Source organism: Listeria booriae (assembly GCF_000766865.1).
Taxonomy (GTDB): domain Bacteria; phylum Bacillota; class Bacilli; order Lactobacillales; family Listeriaceae; genus Listeria_A; species Listeria_A booriae.
The window spans coordinates 85,310-107,229 of record NZ_JNFA01000029.1 but is presented as its reverse complement, the minus strand read 5'-3'; the positions used below and the strand labels follow the sequence as shown (position 1 = coordinate 107,229).

The 21,920-nt window shown below is 43.1% G+C and carries 24 protein-coding genes; 5 read left to right on the top strand and 19 right to left on the bottom strand.

The genetic code is table 11. The annotated features are described in order from the left end of the window. Nucleotides 1-12 precede the first annotated feature (12 nt). On the bottom strand, nt 13-414 hold the full coding sequence (gene fosX / locus EP57_RS14300; RefSeq protein WP_036087766.1) for a FosX/FosE/FosI family fosfomycin resistance hydrolase: 402 nt from the start codon (nt 412-414) through the stop codon (nt 13-15). An 83-nt stretch (nt 415-497) separates the two neighbouring features. On the opposite strand from fosX, the gene EP57_RS14295 reads away from it, so the two are divergent. Continuing rightward, nucleotides 498-848 (top strand): iron-sulfur cluster biosynthesis family protein, encoded by a 351-nt coding sequence (locus EP57_RS14295; RefSeq protein WP_052167706.1) that lies wholly within the window; start codon nt 498-500, stop codon nt 846-848. A gap of 37 nt (nt 849-885) precedes the next feature. On the opposite strand, the gene ald is transcribed toward EP57_RS14295, so the two are convergent. Continuing rightward, nucleotides 886-2,001, bottom strand: coding sequence for an alanine dehydrogenase (gene ald, locus EP57_RS14290; protein ID WP_036087765.1), 1,116 nt, complete (start codon nt 1,999-2,001; stop codon nt 886-888). Nucleotides 2,002-2,196: 195 nt separating this feature from the next. Between ald and EP57_RS14285 the strand changes: the two genes are divergently transcribed. Continuing rightward, complete coding sequence (locus tag EP57_RS14285; protein WP_036087763.1) at nt 2,197-2,661, top strand: universal stress protein; 465 nt, start codon at nt 2,197-2,199, stop codon at nt 2,659-2,661. A 108-nt stretch (nt 2,662-2,769) separates the two neighbouring features. Here the strand turns inward: EP57_RS14285 and EP57_RS14280 are convergent, their stop codons facing one another. The 5 genes from EP57_RS14280 to sppA all read right to left on the bottom strand — a co-directional run bounded on the left by EP57_RS14280 (nt 2,770) and on the right by sppA (nt 7,604). Next, nucleotides 2,770-3,963, bottom strand: coding sequence for an acetate kinase (locus EP57_RS14280; RefSeq protein ID WP_036087761.1), 1,194 nt, complete (start codon nt 3,961-3,963; stop codon nt 2,770-2,772). Nucleotides 3,964-3,987: 24 nt separating this feature from the next. Next, nucleotides 3,988-4,980 (bottom strand): class I SAM-dependent methyltransferase, encoded by a 993-nt coding sequence (locus EP57_RS14275; protein WP_036087760.1) that lies wholly within the window; start codon nt 4,978-4,980, stop codon nt 3,988-3,990. Nucleotides 4,981-5,429: 449 nt separating this feature from the next. Next, nucleotides 5,430-5,930, bottom strand: coding sequence for a thiol peroxidase (gene tpx, locus EP57_RS14270; RefSeq protein WP_036087759.1), 501 nt, complete (start codon nt 5,928-5,930; stop codon nt 5,430-5,432). 122 nt (nt 5,931-6,052) lie between these two features. Next, on the bottom strand, nt 6,053-6,571 hold the full coding sequence (locus tag EP57_RS14265) for an RDD family protein (RefSeq protein ID WP_036087758.1): 519 nt from the start codon (nt 6,569-6,571) through the stop codon (nt 6,053-6,055). 13 nt (nt 6,572-6,584) lie between these two features. Next, nucleotides 6,585-7,604 (bottom strand): signal peptide peptidase SppA, encoded by a 1,020-nt coding sequence (gene sppA / locus EP57_RS14260; RefSeq protein WP_036087757.1) that lies wholly within the window; start codon nt 7,602-7,604, stop codon nt 6,585-6,587. Between the two features lie 163 nt (nt 7,605-7,767). Between sppA and EP57_RS14255 the strand changes: the two genes are divergently transcribed. Then, complete coding sequence (locus EP57_RS14255; RefSeq protein WP_036087756.1) at nt 7,768-8,568, top strand: NAD kinase; 801 nt, start codon at nt 7,768-7,770, stop codon at nt 8,566-8,568. A 51-nt stretch (nt 8,569-8,619) separates the two neighbouring features. On the opposite strand, the gene EP57_RS14250 is transcribed toward EP57_RS14255, so the two are convergent. From EP57_RS14250 to EP57_RS14195, 12 genes are all read right to left on the bottom strand, one after another. Continuing rightward, a complete protein-coding gene (locus EP57_RS14250) occupies nt 8,620-9,186 on the bottom strand; it encodes a VanZ family protein (RefSeq protein ID WP_036087755.1) in 567 nt (188 codons plus the stop codon). Nucleotides 9,187-9,213: 27 nt separating this feature from the next. Further along, nucleotides 9,214-9,708 (bottom strand): DUF4825 domain-containing protein, encoded by a 495-nt coding sequence (locus tag EP57_RS14245; RefSeq protein ID WP_052167705.1) that lies wholly within the window; start codon nt 9,706-9,708, stop codon nt 9,214-9,216. 23 nt (nt 9,709-9,731) lie between these two features. Then, entirely contained in the window at nt 9,732-10,160 is a 429-nt protein-coding gene (locus EP57_RS14240) for a dUTP diphosphatase (RefSeq protein ID WP_036087753.1), read from the bottom strand. Nucleotides 10,161-10,293: 133 nt separating this feature from the next. Further along, the gene (locus EP57_RS14235) at nt 10,294-10,494 is read right to left on the bottom strand and encodes a hypothetical protein (protein WP_036087751.1); all 201 of its coding nucleotides are present in this window, start codon (nt 10,492-10,494) and stop codon (nt 10,294-10,296) included. A gap of 411 nt (nt 10,495-10,905) precedes the next feature. Then, entirely contained in the window at nt 10,906-11,844 is a 939-nt protein-coding gene (argF, locus tag EP57_RS14230) for an ornithine carbamoyltransferase (RefSeq protein ID WP_036087748.1), read from the bottom strand. Next, complete coding sequence (locus EP57_RS14225; RefSeq protein ID WP_036087744.1) at nt 11,841-12,986, bottom strand: acetylornithine transaminase; 1,146 nt, start codon at nt 12,984-12,986, stop codon at nt 11,841-11,843. The genes argF and EP57_RS14225 overlap by 4 nt, the downstream gene beginning before the upstream one ends. Continuing rightward, entirely contained in the window at nt 12,983-13,735 is a 753-nt protein-coding gene (gene argB / locus EP57_RS14220; protein WP_036087743.1) for an acetylglutamate kinase, read from the bottom strand. The genes EP57_RS14225 and argB overlap by 4 nt, the downstream gene beginning before the upstream one ends. A gap of 21 nt (nt 13,736-13,756) precedes the next feature. Then, nucleotides 13,757-14,953 carry a bifunctional glutamate N-acetyltransferase/amino-acid acetyltransferase ArgJ gene (argJ, locus tag EP57_RS14215; protein WP_036087913.1) on the bottom strand — a complete coding sequence of 399 codons (1,197 nt, stop codon included), beginning with the start codon at nt 14,951-14,953 and terminating at the stop codon, nt 13,757-13,759. A 45-nt stretch (nt 14,954-14,998) separates the two neighbouring features. Next, the gene (gene argC, locus EP57_RS14210; protein ID WP_036087739.1) at nt 14,999-16,027 is read right to left on the bottom strand and encodes an N-acetyl-gamma-glutamyl-phosphate reductase; all 1,029 of its coding nucleotides are present in this window, start codon (nt 16,025-16,027) and stop codon (nt 14,999-15,001) included. A 187-nt stretch (nt 16,028-16,214) separates the two neighbouring features. Further along, a complete protein-coding gene (thiI, locus tag EP57_RS14205; RefSeq protein ID WP_036087737.1) occupies nt 16,215-17,426 on the bottom strand; it encodes a tRNA uracil 4-sulfurtransferase ThiI in 1,212 nt (403 codons plus the stop codon). After that, nucleotides 17,426-18,562, bottom strand: coding sequence for a cysteine desulfurase family protein (locus EP57_RS14200; protein ID WP_036087734.1), 1,137 nt, complete (start codon nt 18,560-18,562; stop codon nt 17,426-17,428). Before EP57_RS14200 ends, thiI begins: the two co-directional genes overlap by 1 nt. A 119-nt stretch (nt 18,563-18,681) precedes the next feature. Continuing rightward, complete coding sequence (locus EP57_RS14195) at nt 18,682-20,400, bottom strand: septation ring formation regulator EzrA (RefSeq protein WP_036087731.1); 1,719 nt, start codon at nt 20,398-20,400, stop codon at nt 18,682-18,684. Nucleotides 20,401-20,567: 167 nt separating this feature from the next. Between EP57_RS14195 and EP57_RS14190 the strand changes: the two genes are divergently transcribed. After that, nucleotides 20,568-21,053, top strand: coding sequence for a GAF domain-containing protein (locus EP57_RS14190; RefSeq protein WP_036087728.1), 486 nt, complete (start codon nt 20,568-20,570; stop codon nt 21,051-21,053). 220 nt (nt 21,054-21,273) lie between these two features. After that, nucleotides 21,274-21,876 carry a 30S ribosomal protein S4 gene (gene rpsD / locus EP57_RS14185; RefSeq protein ID WP_036087726.1) on the top strand — a complete coding sequence of 201 codons (603 nt, stop codon included), beginning with the start codon at nt 21,274-21,276 and terminating at the stop codon, nt 21,874-21,876. Nucleotides 21,877-21,920: the final 44 nt, after the last annotated feature.

Below are 21,920 nucleotides of genomic sequence, written 5' to 3'. Positions count from 1 at the left end.
CACACCACGGAACTACTCTTTTTCATATTCACGCAACCTTTCCGCAAGCGTCCCAGTATGTAACTCAAACAAATGATTATCAAAATCATAAAAATAAATCGACCTCGCCTCCCCATCTACTCTTGCTCGCCCGTCCTTCACCTCTAACCCTAAACGCTCAATTCGCTCCAAATACATATCATACGCATCATTCTCAATTTTAAAAGCAATATGATTATACGTACGACTCGGCAAACTTTCCCCTTCCATAATCGCAATCCACAAATCCCCAATCAAGAAAAACTTCTCTCGAGATAGCGAATACGTCTCATCCCTACTCGCATAAACTTCCTTCGCATCCAAAATCGTCTCAAAAAACAACGTTGCCTTTTCCAAATCATGTACAATAAACGTCATATGACTCAATCCTTGCATCTAAAAACCTCCTTATTACGAGCAATACATTTCCCAAACACCCTATTTCCGATTTACAATAAAGACGAAAAGAGGTGAATCCCATGAACTTAACATTTACCCCTGCAGCTATCCGCCGAATCGAACTTCTTCGCGGCTACTTACCTGGCAGACTCCATCTTGACTACAGTACAGAAGGCTGCGTATGCGAAAACAGTGGCATTTTCAGACTCCGACTAGTGACTGAACCCACCTCAGAAGACATCGAATTCACATCCAACCTCGGCCCAATTCTCATCAAGAAATGGACCGCCGTTTTTCTAGAAGAGGCGCTCACCATCGATTTTAATCCTAAAACAACTGCCCTCATTTTGAAAAGCACTGGTCAATATTACAATCAGAATCTTCTTTTCGCGGACACCGCTGGGAATTTTATTTATCCTAATATAACATGAAAAAGAGCAGAGAACTAAATCCCCGCTCTTTTTTCGATTATGCTAATGCTTCTTCGACAGCTTTGTACTCGTAGCCTAAATCGTCTGCTACCGCTTTGTACGTCACATAACCACCGACTGTATTCACGCCTTTATAAAGTGACAGATTTCCAAGTACTGCATCTGCAAGCCCTTTATTAGCAAGCGTCAGACCGAACTGCAATGTCGCATTGGTAAGCGCAATGGTTGAAGTTCTTGGCACCGCACCTGGCATATTCGCCACGGCATAATGCACCACGCCATGTTTTTCATACGTCGGATCATCATGCGTTGTTACCCGATCCGTTGTTTCAAAAATACCACCTTGGTCAATTGCGATGTCCACGATGACTGCACCCTGCTTCATTTGCTTCACAAGGTCTTCTTTCACTAGTTTCGGCGCACGAGCACCTGGAATTAGCACAGCTCCAACAACTAGATCCGCTTTTTTCACAGCAGTTTCGATGTTAAAAGCATTACTCATCAATGTCGTAATTTGATTTCCAAAAATATCATCCAATTCGCGTAAACGATGTAAATTCAAGTCAAGAATTGTCACGTTAGCACCAAGTCCAATCGCCACTTTCGCCGCGTTTGTTCCTGCCATACCACCGCCAATAATCACGACTTCGCCACGTTCCACGCCCGGCACACCGCTAAGTAAAATACCGCGACCACCGTTATTCCGTTGTAAAAATTGCGTCCCAATCTGCGCTGCCATTCGACCAGCAACCTCACTCATTGGGCTAAGTAGCGGTAACGAACGATCGTCTAATTCCACCGTTTCATACGCCACACTGTTCACTTTATTCTCCGTCAATGCTTTAGCCAGTTCTGGCTCATTTGCTAAATGCAAGTACGTGAATAATAATAAGCCTTCGCGGAAATAACCATATTCTGAGGCAATTGGTTCTTTAACTTTGACTACCATGTCAGCAGCCCATGCTTCTGCCGCCGTTGCTACAATCGTTGCGCCTGCTTTGACATAATCCTCATCTGGAAATGCCGATCCGATACCAGCACCTTGCTCCACTAGGACTTTGTGACCCGCGTGTACGTAAGATAACACACTCGCTGGCGTCATTGCTACCCGATTTTCGTTGTTTTTAATCTCTTTCGGTACTCCTATTAACACATGAATCTCCCCTTTATAAGTATTATTACCCAAAAAACACATATAGTATCCGCTTACAAAACAAGAATACCACATATGACCCAAATTGTAAAAATATACGGGTTGAAAAATTTCGCAATGCTTTTGATGGTTGTTTTTCCAAAAAAGGGGTACAATAAAAGTATAAAAAGATATTCCAAATGGGAGGGATTTTGTATGTTACAACAATACAAAAGAGTTTTAGTCGCAGTTGATGGATCAAAAGAAGCAGAAAGTGCATTCCAAAAAGCAATTCAAGTCGCCAAAAGAAATGAAGGTTCGCTTGGACTTGTCCATGTTATTGATACGCGTGCATTCTCGTCTGTCGCTAACTACGACACATCAATGGCTGACAAAGCTACAGAATATGCGGATGAATTATTAAACGGCTACAAAGACGACGCATTAAAACAAGGCGTAACAAACGTCGAAACGTACATCGAATATGGCTCTCCAAAAACAGCCATCACAAAAGAAGCCGCCAAAGCTTTCAAAGCGGACTTAATCATGTGTGGTGCAACTGGTTTGAATGCCGTGGAACGCTTACTTATCGGTAGTGTTTCCGAGTACATCATCCGTCATTCACCATGCGACGTATTGGTTGTAAGAAATGAAGACCCTGTGTATAAAGACGACAAATAAGAGATAGTGGAAACCCTTCCGAATCTATTCGCTGATTCGGAAGGGTTTTTCTATGCAAAAAAAAGTAGGCCCCTCTATTCAGGAAACCTACTTTTCTAATATTATTATTTATCGCTGTGCACGAATTTTTTCAACGTCTCTTGCAATCATTAATTCTTCGTTTGTTGGAATAATGATTACTTTTACTGGAGAATGTGGATAGTTCAAGAATGCTTCAACGCCGCGCACTTGGTTCAATGCTGGGTCCCAATAGACGCCCATGAACTCAAGGCCACGAAGTACGCGTTCGCGGATGTAAGAACTATTTTCGCCAATACCGGCTGTGAAAATAATCGCGTCGACGCCGTTCATGCGAGCAGCATACGAACCGATGTATTTGTGGATGCCATCAACGAAAACGTCCAGCGCTAGTTCAGCACGGTCATTTCCTTTTGCAGCTTCACTTTCGAGGTCGCGAAGGTCACTGGAAATACCAGAAACGCCTAGCATACCTGATTCTTTATTTAGAACGTCTAGTACTTGTTCTGCAGATTTTCCTGTTTTCTCCATGATGAATGGTACTAGTGCAGGGTCAATGTTTCCTGAACGAGTTCCCATAGATACGCCGGCTAGTGGTGTGAAGCCCATCGATGTATCCATTGATTTACCGCTTTCGATAGCCGCGATACTAGCTCCGTTACCTAAGTGACACGTGATTAAGCGTAATTCGTCAACTGGACGACCTAGCAAATCTGCTGCGCGCTCAGATACGTATTTATGGCTTGTGCCGTGGAAACCGTATTTACGGATGCCGTATTCTTTGTAGTAGTTGTATGGCAAGCTGTATAAGTAGCTTGATTGTGGCATTGTTTGGTGGAATGCTGTATCAAAAACGGCTACAGACACGATATCTGGCAAAACTTTACGGAATGCGCGAATACCAGTTACGTTTGCTGGATTGTGCAATGGCGCAAGTTCAGAAAGTGCTTCGATGTCTGCGATAACTTGATCGTCAATGTAAACAGACTCCGTGAATTTTTCGCCGCCATGTACGACACGGTGGCCAACGCCTGTAATTTCATCATACGATTTAATGATGTTATGCGAAATTAATTTATCAAGTAACATTTGTACTGCGACTTCGTGATCGGGAATATCTGTTACCTCTTTCACTTTTTCATCGCCTACAGAGATTGTGAAGATTGAGTCTTTCAAACCGATACGCTCTACGATTCCTGCTGTAATGACAGTTTCAGATGGCATATCATAAAGTTGGAATTTAAGTGACGAGCTCCCAGCGTTAATTGCAATTGTTTTTTCCATGTTTCTTAATCCATTCCCTTCCACTTACTTGTTTTCGTTAAACCAGTTTTCGATTTTGGCAAGTACGTTTGCCGTTGCCTTTGGTTCGTTTAAGTTCGGCAAATTAGCAAGCAATACTTCTTTTGGCGGTACGACGTTATCTGCTGCTTTTTGCAAAATAAGAATACTTTTTCTAGCACTCTCTGAAGCAAAAAGCGTTTCTGGAAGTTGAATAATGCCTTGAATATGTCCATGTTTTTTAATAAAGCGATCGACTTTCGCAAAATCAGCCGTTCCAAACATGGCGCTTGGTACGAGGAAGAATAAATAGCCTCCTGCCTTCGTGTAGCGCATCCCTTGTTCAATAAATAAATAGTGCGCAAAAGAATGCCCGTCTTCGCGATGCAACTCAAATTCCGCAGCACGCGTATCGTTCGGATAGTATCCAACCGGCAAGTCACTAACAACCACGTCCACCGGGTCTACGAGCAAATTACCTAACCCATCTTGATGCAAAAGATTGATTGGCAGGCGCTCTAAATCGGCACCGACGTAAGCAAGCGAAATGAGCAAATCATCAACATCTACACCTGTAGCATCGAGTTCTAATTTGCCTTCCAATTGATTCACAATCGTTGCGATTAAATTACCTGTCCCGCATGCTGGATCTAGCAAACGAATCTGTTTCGCACCAGAAAAAGCCTTATCGACCAAATAGCCCAAAATAAAACCAATCGAATCAGGCGTCATTTGGTGATTGACTTGAATACCATGCTTCATACCTTTTAAGAGTGCAAGTTGATAACTCTTACGGATATCTTCTTTCGCAAACTCGTCCAACTGAATCGAACCATACCGTTCTTCCAGATTTAGAACTGCTTCAGCAGAAAGTTCATCCTTTTGAAGTACCTCTTTCTGAAATAAATTCTCGCCTGTCTCGTATACTGCTTCCAAATAACTCATCTCGAGTGCGTTTTGGATAATAATCGCTGTATCATCGAGAACACGGAATAATTCCTCAACTGTTGCATTTGTCAAAAGTGAACACCTCGAATTCCTTCATTTCTAACACCAATTAAATATTATACAGCATTTTCAGCTAAGATGATAGCATTTTCTACTGTGGAAAAATGATAATTATCGATTGTGAAACAATGGCTTCATACTGCGCTATGTACTGTTATACTCAGCAGTCGTCCTGTTACTATAACAGTGAAAAACTAGCGAACCGTTCATGATTCGCTAGCCTCTATCTCTTATTGAGACTGGGACAAAACTCAAGATAAAGCAAAACCGCCGAGCCATTCAGTTTGGGTAGGACGAAAAATTTTGCTTGACACAAATCGAGCGAAAGCGTTTGTATTCAGGAAGTTTGGCGGAAGCCGGAAGCGGAGCATACTTGTGTATGTGAGAACCGGAAGTCCGCCAAACTTCCTGAATGCGAGCGCTTGTCGCCGATTTATTCGGGTTATGTCCCAGACTCTATCTTATTTAGCTTCTTTTGCTTTTGCAATAGCTGTATCATAGTCTGGGTGGTTTGTGCCTTCCCCAACGTATTCTGCGTGTACGACTTTATTAGTGCTATCGACAACGAATACAGAACGAGCTAGTAAGCGTAATTCTTTCATGACCACGCCGTATGCCTCACCAAATGAAAGGTCGCGGTGATCAGATAATGTAATAACATTTGGTAACCCTTCTGCAGCACACCATTTCTTTTGCGCGAATGGTAGGTCTACAGAAATTGTAAGTATTGCTGTATTTTCTAAACCGGAAGCATCTTCATTGAACTTGCGGGTTTGTTGAGAACAAACGCCTGTATCAATCGATGGAATCACACTAATTATTTTTACTTTCCCGTCATAATCAGCTAATGTTACTGGTTCTAAGCCTTGATTTAACACCGTGAAATCTGGCGCTGTGTCGCCAACTTTTACCTCTTTCCCAATTAACGTCATTGGGTTCCCTTTAAATGTTACATTTGCCATGTGTTTTTTCCTCCTTTGATTTCTTTCTACATCCTCTATTCTATCGGAGTCGGCCACGTTGTTCTATTTTTTTGCCTATCAAAAAGAACTTACAAGCAATGCCTGTAAGCTCAGATTTTAATTTATTGCCAGTTGTTGTCGAGTTTTAAATAGCCTTCGTGGACGACAGCGGTGCTTTCTAGCAGGTCTGCGATGCCTTGTTTTTTTGGTGTGAAAGCGCAGATGATGTAGAGTCCCCAAACGATGTAAGTGACGAAACGAAGTGCTCCTTCGCGGAAAATGACGGTGGGCCATGTTAGTCGGTCGTTTTTTAGTGAAATGACGCGGATTCCGAAGATCATTTTGCCAAGCGTTTGGCTCCAGAATTTTGTCATGATGATAAAATAGGCTAGAAAGACAATCGTGACTAGTGCGCCGTATATGGCGAAAAAGGAGCTGTCCATTTTCCAATTCGCTAAACGGAACACTGGGCTTATTAAAATGCCTGAAAGCGCCGTTGTTACGATTAAATCAATCAAGTAAGCCATGAAACGAATCCAAAAACCTGCATAATATTGTGCTGGAAAACCGGTCTTTTCTTCCGTCGGAGGCTCATATTTAAACACGGGACGCTGCGTTGGCGTCATTGTTTCTTGTTCCATTTGAACTCCTCCTTTATTTCCCATACATATACATTAAGCGTGGTGCGCCCATCATGTTCATGAGTTGCATCGCTTGTTCTGCTTCACTCTTCTTGCCGATAACTTGGCTTACAGAGGATGAGAATAACGACGCAAGACCACCACCTGATGTATCATATTCAAAAACTTCGGCATCTTTTAGCTTCTTGTCTTTTTTCAAAGCATCGAGTGCGTTTTCTTCGTAGCCAAATGCGTCAATAAGTCCGTTTGCCTTGGCTTGGCGTCCGTCGTAAATACGTCCATCGGCAATTTTGCGAACCTCGGCTTCGGTCATGTGACGACCTTGTGCCACGACTTTTACGAATTGACCGTAGGAATCGTCAATCATCGACTGCATAATCGCTTTTTCTTCGGCGGTCATTGGGCGTGTGGAGCTCATAATGTCTTTGAACTCGCCGCTTTTAATCGTATTGTCTGAAATGCCGACCTTCTTCATCAACTCGCTGAAATCGTATCCTTGCATAATGACACCGATGGAACCAGTTAACGTCTCTGGACTCGCAAAAATCTTATCGGCTGGCGCGGACACATAATAACCGCCAGATGCTGCCATGCTACCAAATGAAACATAGACCGGCAACTTCTTCTCTTTTTTGATTTGTAAAATTTTATCACGGATTTGTGCTGATTCGACAACACCGCCGCCTGGTGAATTCACGTTAAGCAGCACACCAGCAACCGTGTCGTCCTCGCGAATCATTTCCAATTGATCCATGAAATCCGTATGGTTATACCCTTCACTACCACCAAGCAACGAGTCACTTGATCCTGTATCTTGAATCGCGCCGTTAATCGTTAGGACGGCAATTCGATTGTTCACATCTCCATCTTCTAAGACCATTTCTGTTACATCCGAGTCTATCGCCATTAGCGAGTCAGTCAGAGACATCGTTTCCTCATCACTTGCTAAAAGTGTACTCGTAATTTTGGTAATGCCACTCACGACTAGTAATGCTACTACAATCCCAAGTGCAATCCATCTTTTTGCGTTCACATTGTTTCCCCCTTTTTCATTCCATAGAACTATCATAACGGAAAATCGTGCCTTTTTACAGTAAAACATGAAAAATTATTATTTTCACAAGATTAGTGGTGAGCATTCGTGTTATAATGAGGAGGTAGATTGAATTTAACTAAGAACACTGGAGGTTTTAAGTATGGCGGAAACAATTTTTTATTTTTCCTATCGTAAAACAGAAGAGTTACAAAAACATGCAGACGAACTAAAGAAAGTAACGAAGGAATATGGCTTTGAAGTAACGGATGACTTTACGAAAGCAACTGCTATTATTAGTATTGGTGGAGACGGGGCTTTCCTTAAATCTGTACGTGAGACTGGTTTCCGTTCGGATTGCCTTTATGCAGGTATTGCGTTAACAGAGCAACTTGGACAATATTGTGATTTCCACGTACACCAAATTGATGAAATTATTAAAGCTGCGGCAGAAGATCGCTGGCTTGTTCGCCGTTACCCAACGATTTACGGGACGGTTAACAACTCGAAAGCTTTTTATGTATTGAATGAATTTAATATTCGCTCGTCGATTATCCGCACATTGCAAATTGATGTGTATATTAACGACAGCCTGTTTGAAACGTTCCGCGGGGATGGCATGGTTATTTCAACACCGACGGGAAGTACCGCTTATAACAAATCGATTAACGGCTCGATTGTTGATCCATTGTTGCCATCGATGCAAGTGAGTGAGCTTGCTTCTATTAACAATAACCGTTTCCGTACGCTTGGTTCATCATTCATTTTGAGCCCGAAACGTAAATTGCGTTTAGATATGCGCGCAAACGGCGTGAATGATTTCCCAATTATGGGCATGGACTCCGAGGCGCTTAGCATTCAACACGTAGAAGAAATCAAGTTAGAAGTTGGCGATCGCTTTGTAAATATTATTAAACTGCATAATAATTCATTCTGGGATAAAGTGAAACGGAATTTCTTGTAGGAATTGAAAAAACAGGGATGAGCTGGTTGGCTTGTCCCTGTTTTTGCGTGGTTAGAAATGATAAACTTTGAGTTTTTTGAAGATTGGTTTGCATAGTAAAAATAACGCGTATCCAACAAGTCCGCCAGTTGTGTTCCATATGAGATCATCCACATCTGCAGATCTGTATGCCGCTTGATAGAATATATTTTGGAGCAGCTGACAAATTTCAATAGATAACGATAATACGAAAGCAGTGCAGAGCATTCGTTTCCATGTCACATGATACTTGGAACACAATGGATATAAACAACCTAGAGGGATAAACATAATTATATTTCCTACTATTTGTGATATACCAATACGAATATTCATGCCCATATAAACCGTATTTACATACGTATCATAAATACTGGCGAACGGAATTAAGTTAATTCCTAAGTACCAATTTCCGCCCTCAGTTAGCCCAGGATCTATTCTAACAGGAAGTATTGTATAACCCGCAACGCAAGCTAGATACACATACATCGTAGTGCTAAAAATGATTCTGGAAATAGGTACCTTCTTTCGTATCCAGTATCTAAGCAAGATTGCATAAATAATGATTAAAATCCAAATCCATTCTTCTGCAGTCACCATAGATGTCTCTCCCATCCTTCAAATCAATTATTTACTTCCAACATTCAAAAACGAAGCCAAATCATCCTGACTTTTCGTAATATCTGCTAGTTTTGCCAACACGACTTTTTCGATAGTAGATCGTTCATACGTTGTGTTCAAACTAGAATCATTGCTGGACGCATCAAACTGGAATGTGACTTTATCTACGTTTGGAATCAATGCAAATAGGACGGCAGCATTTTTTTCTAGCATGTTACGTATATCTTCTGTTTTATATGCATCTGGCAATCCATATGTTACCTTCATGCTATACGGTTGCTTCTGTGTTTGCAATTGCAATTCCTGCTTATATTTTTGTAAATAGAGATGTTGTAAAATTGTTGAAACCGCGCTGTTGTCACCAACATATGTGTCTCGATTTTCAAACAGTACTTTTGCGTCTTCTTTAGTTGGATTGGGAGTGTCGCTATTAGTAGAACATCCTGCTAATAGAAACAGTGCCACACCCAGTGCTATAAAAACAATGCGTCTCCCTTTCATACACTAATCCCCTCGCAGTTCGCTTATTTCTTCCCTGTGGATCCAAATCCTCCGCGATCATCATTGCCTAAGCTCTCCACTTCTGTTATTTGTAATTCAGGCATTTTTTCCATGATTCGGAATTGGCAAATGCGGTCGCCTTTTTCAATGACTGTGTCGCGTAATGCAATGGCTGGGAATTTCCAGAAATCATTGTCGCCGCAGTAGCTTTCATCGATAACGCCCATACTGTTTGCTTGGATAACTCCGAATTGTTTATATGTACTTGAACGCGGGACAACATGCGCTTCATAGCCTTTCGGTAATTCCATCGCTAAGCCTAGTTCGATTAATTTGTAGTCTCCAGATGCTAGGTGAACTTCTTCGTTGGCATGCAAATCAATCCAATCCCCTTGTTCAATTTTGCTTAATCGTGATTCTTGATTCGCTGCATATTTCACTTTTATTTCCATTTCAACACGCTCCTACATACTTTTCTTATATGCTAATGGTACCATAAATTCGGCCAGGATAACATAAAATTTCTCCATAAAAATAATCTTAGAAAGTTTACCACTCCCCAAGATCATTTTTGCTGGCCATATCTCACCCATTTCGTTTAATCTCCACATACTCTGCCGTTGGGCTAAGCGATGCCCTGCAGTCTGTTTCTGTGTTTATCGTATGAATAAATCTAGGTATCTTGTCATCTTGTACTTTGAGTCTGATACTTCCAATTTCATTCAGAATAGTAGAATAGTTCGTGTGTATTTGGAAGCGTTTGAAAACTGCTACAATACGCTCCATGCAAAGTCCCACCTTTCTTTTATCGTTGTAACATTCTAAAAATTAAAAGGATACAACAACAATTCCATCCATTTCCATCTTACCGCGCAATGTAAGCACTGTCAAATAATATACAAACGTTTGGAACATAGCTCTAATAAATCGGCGACAAGCGCTCGCATTCAGGGAGTTTGGCGGACTTCCGGTTCTGCTTCGCATACGCTACGCTTAACTTCTCGCATGGTCGGGGATAATACTCCCTCCCTGCTTTCAGTCATCACATACAATAGTATGATCCGCTTCCGGCTTCCACCAAACTCCCTGAATACAAACGCTTTCGCTCGATTTGTGTAAAGCAGAATTCACGTCTTACCCGAAAAAAGGGACTTGTGGCTTTCTGCTTATTTTGTGTGAAAACAATTTTTCCAATTATTATCCTAAAATCATAACGAGTAATGCTTTCTGCGCGTGGAGTCTATTTCCTGCTTGTTGGTAGACTAATGACTGCTTCCCATCAATAACGGCTGTTGTGACTTCTTCTTCACGGTGTGCTGGTAAACAATGCAGGAAGTGATAATCAGCTTTGGCATGTGCTACTAATTCGCTCGTCACGGCGTAGCCTTCAAAATCAGCAAAGCGTTTCGCGTTTTCTTCCTCTTGTCCCATGCTTGTCCACACGTCTGTATACACAAAATCAGCGTCCGCTGCCGCAATAACTGGATCTGTCGTGATTTGAATGTTTGCTCCGGTTTTTGCGGCGATTTGTTGAGCTTCTTTTAGCACCGTTTCATCCGGCTCATACCCCGCTGGCATTGCGCATGAAATATCGAGGCCAACCATTGCAGCTGCTAGCAACAGCGAGTGACACACATTGTTTCCGTCTCCGATATAGGCAAGTTTGATGCCTTCAAATGTATTTTTCACTTCAAAAATGGTTAATAAATCTGCGAGCGCTTGGCAAGGGTGATGCAGGTCTGTCAAACCGTTAATAATCGGAATCGATGCGTGCTCTGCTAGTTCTTCAACGCCTTCATGGCTGAACGTCCGAATCATCACTGCATTAATATACTCGCTCAGCACATGCGCTGTATCTTTAATCGGCTCCCCACGCCCAATTTGCAACTCTTTAGACGACATCACAATCGCTTGTCCACCCAATTGCAAAATACCTGCCTCAAAAGAAATACGTGTCCGCGTCGATGGCTTATCAAAAATCATTCCTAAAATTTGACCGCTTAATGTGTGGCTATAATGCGCTGGATTCGTCTTAATCGCAAGCGCTAACTGCACTAGTTCTTCAATTTCTTCATTGCTCCACTCTAGTAAGCTAAGCATATCTTTCCCTTTAGTTGTTTCTTTATGGTACATCATATTTTCATCCCCATTTCTTGTTTTTTCAGTACAACTGCTAATTTTTCAGCGACTTGTTCGAGTTCGGTTTTCGTTACGGTTAGTGGCGGTAGGATTCGCAAGACGTTCGGGCCTGCGGTTAATGTGAGTACGCCGGCTTCTTGGAGCGACTTCACGACTTCCACAGCTTCTGTTTCCAGCTCAATGCCAAACATTAAACCCTTACCTCGAATAACGACTCCTGGCAATTGTTCCGCTAATAAAGCTTGGAAATACGCGCCTTTCTCAGTCACTTCAGCTAAAAATGCTTCCTTAAAAATATGATCAATAACGACATCCGCTGCTGCCATCGCGATTTTATTACCACCAAATGTAGAACCGTGCACGCCTGGTCCAAAACTTTCGGCAAGTTCTGCTTTGCCAATCATTGCCCCGACTGGTAAACCATTGCCAAGCCCTTTTGCTAAGGTAAAAATGTCTGGTTCGATTCCTGCGTGTTCAAAGGCAAAACGCTTTCCTGTGCGTCCCATACCAGTTTGCACTTCGTCGATGATGAGCAGAGCGCCATATTTCGCACATAATGCCGAAGCGCCTTGTAAAAATTCTGTCGTTGCTGGGATTACACCGCCTTCGCCTTGAATGACTTCTAGCATAACCGCTGCAGTTTGTTCTGAAATGGTTTGTTCTAGAGCTTCCAAATCATTGTATGGCAAGTATGTAAAACCTGGAAGGAGTGTGCCGAAGCCATCGTGAATTTTGCCTTGGCCTGTTGCGGTCATGGTCGCGATAGTTCGACCGTGAAAAGATTGCTGGAATGTGATAATTTCATCGCATCCGGTATGTTTTTTTGCTAATTTTAAGGCCGCTTCGTTCGCTTCTGCGCCACTGTTACAAAAGAAAACGGCACGTTTGGAGCCTGCGGTTAACTTGTCGGCGACTTGTTCTTGGATACTGCTTTCAAATAGGTTGGACGTATGCCAAATTTGTGTGAGTTGGTGTTGTACGGCGGTCAAAACGGCTTCGTTGCAATGACCGAGATTACAAACTGCAATGCCAGAGGTGAAATCTAGATATTCTTTACCGTTTGCATCTTTGACAACTGTTCCTTTTCCTTCGACAATTTCGATTGGAAATTTTGCATATGTTGGAAATAAATTGCTCATCCTACTTTCACCCCATCGCTTATTATTGTTCCTTGCTTTGTGATTTCGTTTGTGATAATGACTTGGCCTACACCTTGTGTTACCGCGTTTTTGGCACTTGCGAGTTTTGGAATCATGCCACCTGTAATGATTTCTTTGGCGAACAGTGTTTCGAGATCTGCTGTATCGATTTGCGCCATGACTTTGCCTTCTTCTAAAACGCCTGCTACATCCGTGAGTAAAATGAGTTGCTCGGCTTCGAGTGCTCCGGCAATCGCGCAAGCTGCTAAATCAGCGTTTACATTGAGCCATTGTGCTGTTGTTGTCAATCCGAGTGGTGCAATGACTGGCACGATTTGTTGCTCCGTTAAACTCTGAATCAAATCGGTTTGTACTTCCGTAATTTCGCCTACAAAACCAAGTTCTTTGTCCGCGAGTTGTTCGGCGTGCATCAATCCTGCATCACCAGCGTGTAAACCAACAGCGGAAATGCCTTCTTGATCAAGCGCCGTCACGATTTCGGGCTGTACTTGACCGATTAAAACCATTTTCGTCACAGCGAGCGTTTCTTTCGTCGTCACGCGCAAGCCCGCTTTTGTTTCAACTGGAATTTGCAAGGCTTCCATCATTTTATTGATTTGAACTCCGCCACCGTGGACGAGTACGACTTGTTTGCCCTGTTCCTGCCACGCTTTGATTTGATTGAAAAAACTTTCATGTAAATGGCTTCCCGCGACGCCACCAATTTTGACAACAATGATTTCATTCATCTTTTTGCGCCCCCTTTTCTATTACGTCCGGTAACATGCGTTTATTTTGACGTAATCATAGCTCAAATCGCAGCCCCAAGCTGTTCCTGTTTCTAAACCGCTATGCAAATTAACTGCAATCACGATCTTTTCTTGCTGCAAATAATCGGCTAGCGCCACCGCATCGTACGCTACTGTTTCGCTTTTTTCAAGAATCGTCGTGTCGCCAATTTTTATCGTAATATGGTCTGGTGAAAAACGACCGCCGCTATATCCGATGGCACAAATAATCCGTCCCCAGTTGGCATCTTCCCCGAACATTGCCGTCTTCACAAGGCTAGAGGACACGATTTGTTTCGCAATCATTCTTGCATCTTCTCGTGATGTTGCGCCATTGACTTGCGCTTCAATCAATTTCGTCGCGCCTTCTCCATCTCTTGCAATGCTTTTCGCCAAATGCTGACAAACCGCGTAAAACATGTTTGCAAATTGGCCAAACTCCGGTGTACCTTCTAAAAACGTGTTGTTCCCCGCACAACCATTCGCCATCACAACGACCATATCATTCGTGGACGTGTCTCCGTCTACTGTAATTTGATTGAAGGTTTGGTCTACTTTTTGTTTTAGCAATTTTTGCAATAGAGTGGCTGGAACATCTGCATCGGTCGTAATGAAAGATAGCATCGTTGCCATATTTGGATGGATCATTCCTGAACCCTTCGCGACACCTGAAATCGTCACGGTTTTCCCGCCAATTTCGGCTTGTAATGTCAATTCTTTTTGAACGGTATCTGTCGTTAAAATAGCTTCGTGAAAATAGCTGCTCATGCCTGATTGTAAATCGAGTTCTGCGATTCCTGCTGTCACTTTGTCCATCGGTAAATATTCGCCAATCACGCCTGTCGATGCAATCGCAACGCTTTGTTCCGCAACACCTAAATGTTGTGCCGTTAAAGTCCGCATTGCAAAGCCATCTTCCAAACCTTGCTTCCCAGTACACGCATTGGCTACACCACTATTCACGACAATGGCTTGCAACGTTTGCTCGTTCGCCAAGCTGTCCTTTGTTACAAAAATCGGTGCTGCCTGCATCTGGTTCATCGTGTAAACCGCCGCGGCTTGTGCTGGAACTTCCGAAAAAATAATGCCGATGTCCTTCTTCTTATATTTGAGACCGCAATGCGCGCCATCCGCTGAAAAACCGAGCGGCGTTGCAATCGTACCATCTGGAATCATTATCCAATCTTCTTTTTCCAATATTTTTTCCATCCTAATTCCCCCTAATTACGGATAGACTGGTATAAAATCAAGCCCAGCCGTTTCATCGAACCCAGCCATCAAATTCAAATTCTGAATCGCTTGTCCCGCAGCCCCTTTGACCAAATTATCAATCACGACAACAATCGTAATCATATTCGTGCGCTCATTGTAGCAAAGCCCAATATCGCAAAAATTCGAAGCCGTCACTTGTTTTAGCGTCGGATACACATCCTGCGCCTGAATTCGCACAAATGGCTTCCCGTCATAACTTTCCCGATATAATGCCAAAAGTTCCTCCGTCGTTGTCCCCGCTTTTGCCTTTGCATAAATCGTTGCAAAAATGCCTCGCGTCACTGGAATCAGCGACGTCGAAAACGTAATCGCATCAATATTCTCATTCCAAACCTGCAACTGTCTCATAATCTCCGGAATATGCTGATGCTTATTCATCCGATACAGCGTCATATTCTCATTCGTCTCCGGAAAATGCGTATTCTCACTCGGCGTCTTGCCCGCCCCAGAAATACCCGATTTCGCGTCTACAATAATCGAATCCTCCACAACCAAATACTGCATCACAAGTGGCGCTAAACCAAGCAATGTCGCCGTCGCATAACACCCCGGATTCGAAATAAACGTCGCATCCGTCCCCGTTCGCCACTCTGCCAATCCGTATTCCGCCTGCTCCAAATAAGCATCCGGCGCCGCGTCCTTGTTATACCACTTCTCATAGCCTTCCTTTGACAATCGGAAGTCGCCCGACAAATCAATGACCTTCATTCCCGCATCAATAAAAGGTTGCGCCGCATCCTTTGCCACACCGCTCGGCGTCGCCAGAAACACCGCCTCGCTCTCCTCCGCAATTTTCACCGCATCAATCTCAGCTAACGCTTGATGATACACCGTATGTAAATGTGGGTAAAAACGTGAAATGTCCTCCGTCTGTGCCGAAAAGCTGTGCAATGACGCAATCTCAACGTGCGGATGCTGATGCAATAATCGGAGTAATTCAAGCCCTCCGTAACCCGTTGCTCCAATAATCGAAACTTTCATGATTTTCCCACCCTTCTTATTTTTAAATGATAAAACTTATTATAAACTTGTATATTTATAATGTCAAATGGTTTTTTATAAATTATAAAACTATTTTATGCACCATTCATGTATATTAATGCCGTTTTTTATACACCTATCAATTCACATAAAAAAGACGACACCACATTCGGCATCGTCTCTCTCATTAAAACAGGTCTGAAAACTCATCCTGCACTTTATTTACATCTGCAATATCCACGGAAAACGTCTCTGTCATATTCACCGCTTCTTGTACCATCGCCTCAAAATCAACAAAACTCTCATAATGCTCGACTTTTTCCAATTTCGGACGTGTTTTTGGAGATGGTGGTGTGAAAATCGTGCAACAATCCTCGAAAGGACGCACAGAAATTTCATACGTATCAATACGTTGCGCAATATCAATAATCTCATTTTTATCCATTGATACGACCGGGCGAATAATCGGCGTTGTTGTCACCGCGTTAATAGCAAGCATACTTTCCAACGTTTGACTCGCTACTTGCCCTAAGCTTTCACCATTCACAATCGCCAAGCATTCCCGACGTTTGCGCAATTCATCTGTAACCCGTAGCATTAAACGCCGCGTAACTGTCATCGTAAAACCTTCTGGAATCTGCTTTTTAATCATTTCTTGAATCGCGGTAAACGGCACGACATGCATTTGCACCTGACCGCTATACTTCGCGAGTTTCCCAGCCAAATCTACAGCTTTTTGACGCGCGCGCTCACTCGTATATGGCGGACTATGAAAATGCACAGCTTCAATTTCAACTCCGCGTTTCATCGCCAAATATCCCGCCACAGGACTATCAATCCCGCCAGAAAGCATCAACATCGCGCGACCAGAAGAACTAACCGGCAAACCACCTGCGCCTTGAATCGTCTGACACGACAAGAACACGCCCTCACTCCGAACTTCCACGAGCAACTTCACATCCGGCGTTTTCACATTGACATGCAAATCATCGATATTTTGTAAAATATAACCGCCAAGCTCGTGATTCACCCCATTCGTATCCAGTTCAAACGAACGATCCGAACGACGCGCATTCACTTTAAAACTACCACCAGGCTGATGCATCGCACGCACTAACTCAAGGCCAGCCCGCTTCATTTCTTCCACATCTTGTGGCACACGAACCGCAGGACTAAACGACTGAATCCCAAAAATCGGCTGCAACCGTTCTAAAATTACCTGGTCATCCGCACCATTTAGTAACAAGTACATCCGATCACGCTCACCAAAAACCTTCACTTCCGGAAAATCAGCAATGGCCCGCTTCACGTTATGCGCTAACTTTTTAATAAATTGTTTTCTATTTCTTCCTTTAGTTGATAATTCGCCGTATCTTACGACTATGCGATCATATTTCATTATTTCACCACTTCATTTAGATTTTTTATAACAACTCGAATTGCTTCTATAAAACGCTGCGCTTCGGCCATCGTATTTTGGTATGATAAACTGACACGAACGGCGCCAACTGCCTCGTCATCCGTTACTTGCATCGCTTTTAACGTACTACTGGCAAGTTTGGCACGCGAAGAACAAGCACTGGTCGTCGAAACATAAATATCATACTCCTCCAAAGCATGCACGAGCACTTCCCCGCGATGTCCCACAACCGAAAAACAACAAATGTGCGGAGCCGCATGACTTCTGTCCGTATGCACCGAAACTTCCGGCATCGCACCAAGCGTCTCTAGCAAATAATCACGAATCGCAAGCAACTCGGGAAGTTTCGCCGACTGCTCCTCAAAGCCAATCCGCAACGCCTTCGCAAAAGCAACAGCACCCGCCGTGTTCTCCGTCCCGTTCCGCAAGCCAAACTCCTGCCCACCGCCATCTAACAGCGGCATCAACGACACATGCTTCTTCTTAAGCAGCACGCCCGTTCCTTTCAAGCCATGAATTTTATGTCCCGAAACCGTCACCAAGTCAATCCCCGTCACATCCAGCGGCACTTTCGTTAACCCCTGCACATGGTCCACATGAAAAAACGTCTGACTCCGCGTTGCCAACACATCCGCAATTTCCCGTATAGGCTGCACCGATCCAACCTCATTATTCACATGCATCACCGACACCAAAATCGTGTCCGGGCGTAACGCCTCCATCAGCACATCCACCGAAACAACACCCGTCGCATCGACAGGCAAACGCGTCACTTCAAAGCCTTGCGCCTCCAAAGCATCCATCGTATTTTGCACAGAAGGATGTTCAATCGCCGTCGTAATAATATGTTTCCCGCGGTTGCTATAAAATCCCGCAACACCTTTAATCGCCATATTATTTCCTTCCGTACCACCCGATGTAAAAATAACTTCCTCCGCCAAAACGCCCATCTTATTCGCCACAAGCGTCCGCGCCTGTTCATGCAATTCATTGACTTTCGTGCCATAACGATGCAACGAAGACGGGTTCGCAAAATAATTCGCCGCTACTTTTCCGTACGTTTCAATACAAGCATCCAGCGGCTTCGTCGTCGCGCTATTATCAAAATAAATCATCCTTCAAAGCCTCCATTACCAATTCTCTACCTAAACATTTTACCACACATGTCAAGCAAAAAAAGCAGAAATAGCGTCTCCTCTTTCCTAAGACAAAATTTCTGCTTTCAAAAACTTTTTTATTCCACTTCGTCTACATTAATTTGCATCTCATACGCTTTCTCAATCTTCTTAAACGCACTCGGCTCCACTTTCTCCAAAGCCGTCACAGCAATCTCCAAAGCCTTATTATACAAAAAGTCCTTATAAAAATGATCCTCTGCTTTGCGCAATTCCTCGGCAAGCTCTGGGTTACGCAAACGGTAACGGTTCGCATATTGAATCACATGCTCCACTAAATGCACGTTCACAATCATTTCTTCCGCTTTCTCTGTTAAATGATCGAGGTTTTCTTTGGCAACTCGCCATTCGTGATTGATTGCTTTCATATTCAACGGCTTTTCTTCCAGCCGTTCTTCTAACTTCACAATCGATTCTTCCATATGTTCACTAAGCGCGACATACTCCTCTGGCTTGCCAGGAAGGCGCTCACGGTCTAATTTCCGAGTTAAGTTCACAACAGCACGACGCATTCTATCCGCATCTTCACGTGCCTCCAGCTCGTCTTTTCGTAGCGAACGCAATTCTTCAGCAAAGGTATCTTGCTCCACCGAAATATTCGATACAATCGCGTCAATCTCTTTTAACGTATCTTCCGCCGCTGAATACGCGATTTTCACTTCTGATAAGCGCTCTGTCACGGATACCAATTGCTCTTTCTGCGTTTCTAATTGACTCGCAACTTTTAAATACGTCGCTAGTTCGTCTTCTGACACATGATACGTCTGCTTCACTTCTTTGATTTGCTCGGCTAGCGCGTCAGAAACCGATACTTGTTTCTCCAACTTCGCTTCCACCACAATCCGGTTTTCCTTCACAAAATGACGCGCCTCCACTTCATGTTCCAGCGTATCATAAAATAAATTAATTTCTGTATGCAGCTCCGCCACACCATTTTCAACAGCTTCAAGCTCGCCGTCAACTATCTTCACTTTCAAGTCCGCCACGCGCTCGCTCATCCGTTCTAATTCCGCCGCAAGTTGCAATTGCTCTAAATAATAGCCCTGTTGCACCATTTCATCATAGCCCGCTTGCAATTTACTCATTTCATCTGGCAAAATAATATCGCTTTCCCGTAACAAACCAGGAATCTTCTCCATTTTCATGCCAAGTTTCTCTAAATTGTGTTGCACGTTAAGCACCGTTTCCCGCGCTTCCAAGTAATCTCCTTGATCCGTCAACATATCAAAGCGATTCAAGCTTTCTGCAATCGCATCAAGCTCACCTTCCACACCACCAAGTGCCTCACCTAACTTATAACCATTGCTGAGCACATCGCGGCGAATCATCGTGAACTTATCTTTTGCCATACGAATATCTTGGGCATTGCGTTCTTCACTAGCTAACAACTCTTTTAACCCGCGCAAAATCTGTTTCATTTGCGTATCGATATCATGAATCACTTGCTCGACTTGGTTTTCCATTTGCGTTGCTTGGCGGAACTGGTAACGATCCGTGTGTTGCTCAGCATTTAAAATATACTCTTCCAAATCGGGAAACAGCTTCGTCGCAATCTCATCCCATGAATCGCGCCATGACTCAAACAAAGCCTCTGTTTGGCCAGTTAGCTTCAATTTCTTCACCTTCGTTAACTCGTCAATAACCGGGCGTTCCATCAATTCAATTTTTTGCGCTTCTAATTCATTAATTCGTTGATAATGCTTTTTCTTCATTATGTATCCGACTGTAAATATCACTGCTACCAGCACGACAAAGCCGAGTAAATACCAAACAAACATATCGTTACCTCCTACTATTCTTTATATCTCTATTTTTCAAACACGCATCTAAGTAAAAATTAGAATTTCATGCTATACTAACTCATTATACACATAAACCATTCTAACACGATTCTTCTGTATTTGCCTTATTTAAAACCAAAAATAATGAAAAAGTGGTGAAAAAAATGATTGAAATTCCAAAATTCACAGGAAGTAAAGCAGAAAATTACCAATTATGCGTCAAACAAGTCGAAGCAATGATTGCTGGCGAACCGAATCTCATTGCCAACTTGAGCAACATTTCCGCGTTATTAAATCAAGCCCTAACTGATATTAACTGGGTTGGCTTTTATTTATATGAAGAAACTTCGAATCAGCTCGTTCTCGGTCCATTCCAAGGCTTACCCGCATGTATTCGCATTCCACTAGGACGCGGCGTCTGTGGCTCTGCAGCTGCCGAACAAACCACCTACCTTGTTAAAAACGTCAATGAGTTCCCTGGACATATCGCATGCGACGCTGCATCAAAATCTGAAATCGTCGTACCCATCGTGCACAACGGACAATTGCTCGGCGTACTAGATGTGGACAGCCCTTCTTTTGACCGATTTGATGAAACCGATCAAGCTTACTTAGAACAAGTTGTTTCGATACTAACAAACACATTATAATTTAAGTTGACAACAGCACTACAAATGTACTATACTAGAAAGCGTGTAAAATGCAGCTTGAGTGATGATGAATATGACCGTTGTTTATCCCCGAATTTTCGTGGTGTATCCTGTAACCTGCTGCTGCAAGGGCGAAGATACATGAAGATAAACTGCACGTATTTGGTTGTTCACACTTGTTTGTTTTATGCCAAAACAAATATAAAGGAGGAGTCAATCAATGGCTCGTTATACAGGTCCAAGCTGGAAGATTTCCCGTCGTTTGGGATTATCACTTTCAGGAACAGGTAAAGAATTAGAACGTCGTCCGTACGCTCCAGGGCAACACGGTCCGACACAACGTAAGAAAATCTCTGAGTACGGTTTACAACAAGCAGAGAAACAAAAATTGCGTCACATGTACGGCTTAACAGAACGTCAATTCAAAAACACGTTCGTTAAAGCTGGTAAATTACAAGGTAAACACGGTGAGAACTTCATGATCTTACTAGAACAACGCCTTGACAACTTGGTTTACCGTTTAGGTCTTGCTCGCACACGTCGTGCAGCACGTCAATTAGTAAACCACGGTCACATTTTAGTAGACGGCAAACGCGTAGATATCCCATCTTACCAAGTATCACCTAACCAAGTGATCAGCGTTCGCGAAAAATCTCTAAAATTATCAGCAATCGCTGAAAGCTTAGATGTAGCAGCATTCGTGCCTGAATACCTAACTTTCGACGCTGAAAAATTGACAGGTACATTAAACCGCCTGCCAGAACGTTCAGAACTTCATGCTGAAATCAACGAAGCATTTATCGTAGAATTCTATTCACGTTAATCATTGCTATCAGAACCTCGAGTGCAGGGCACTCGAGGTTTTTT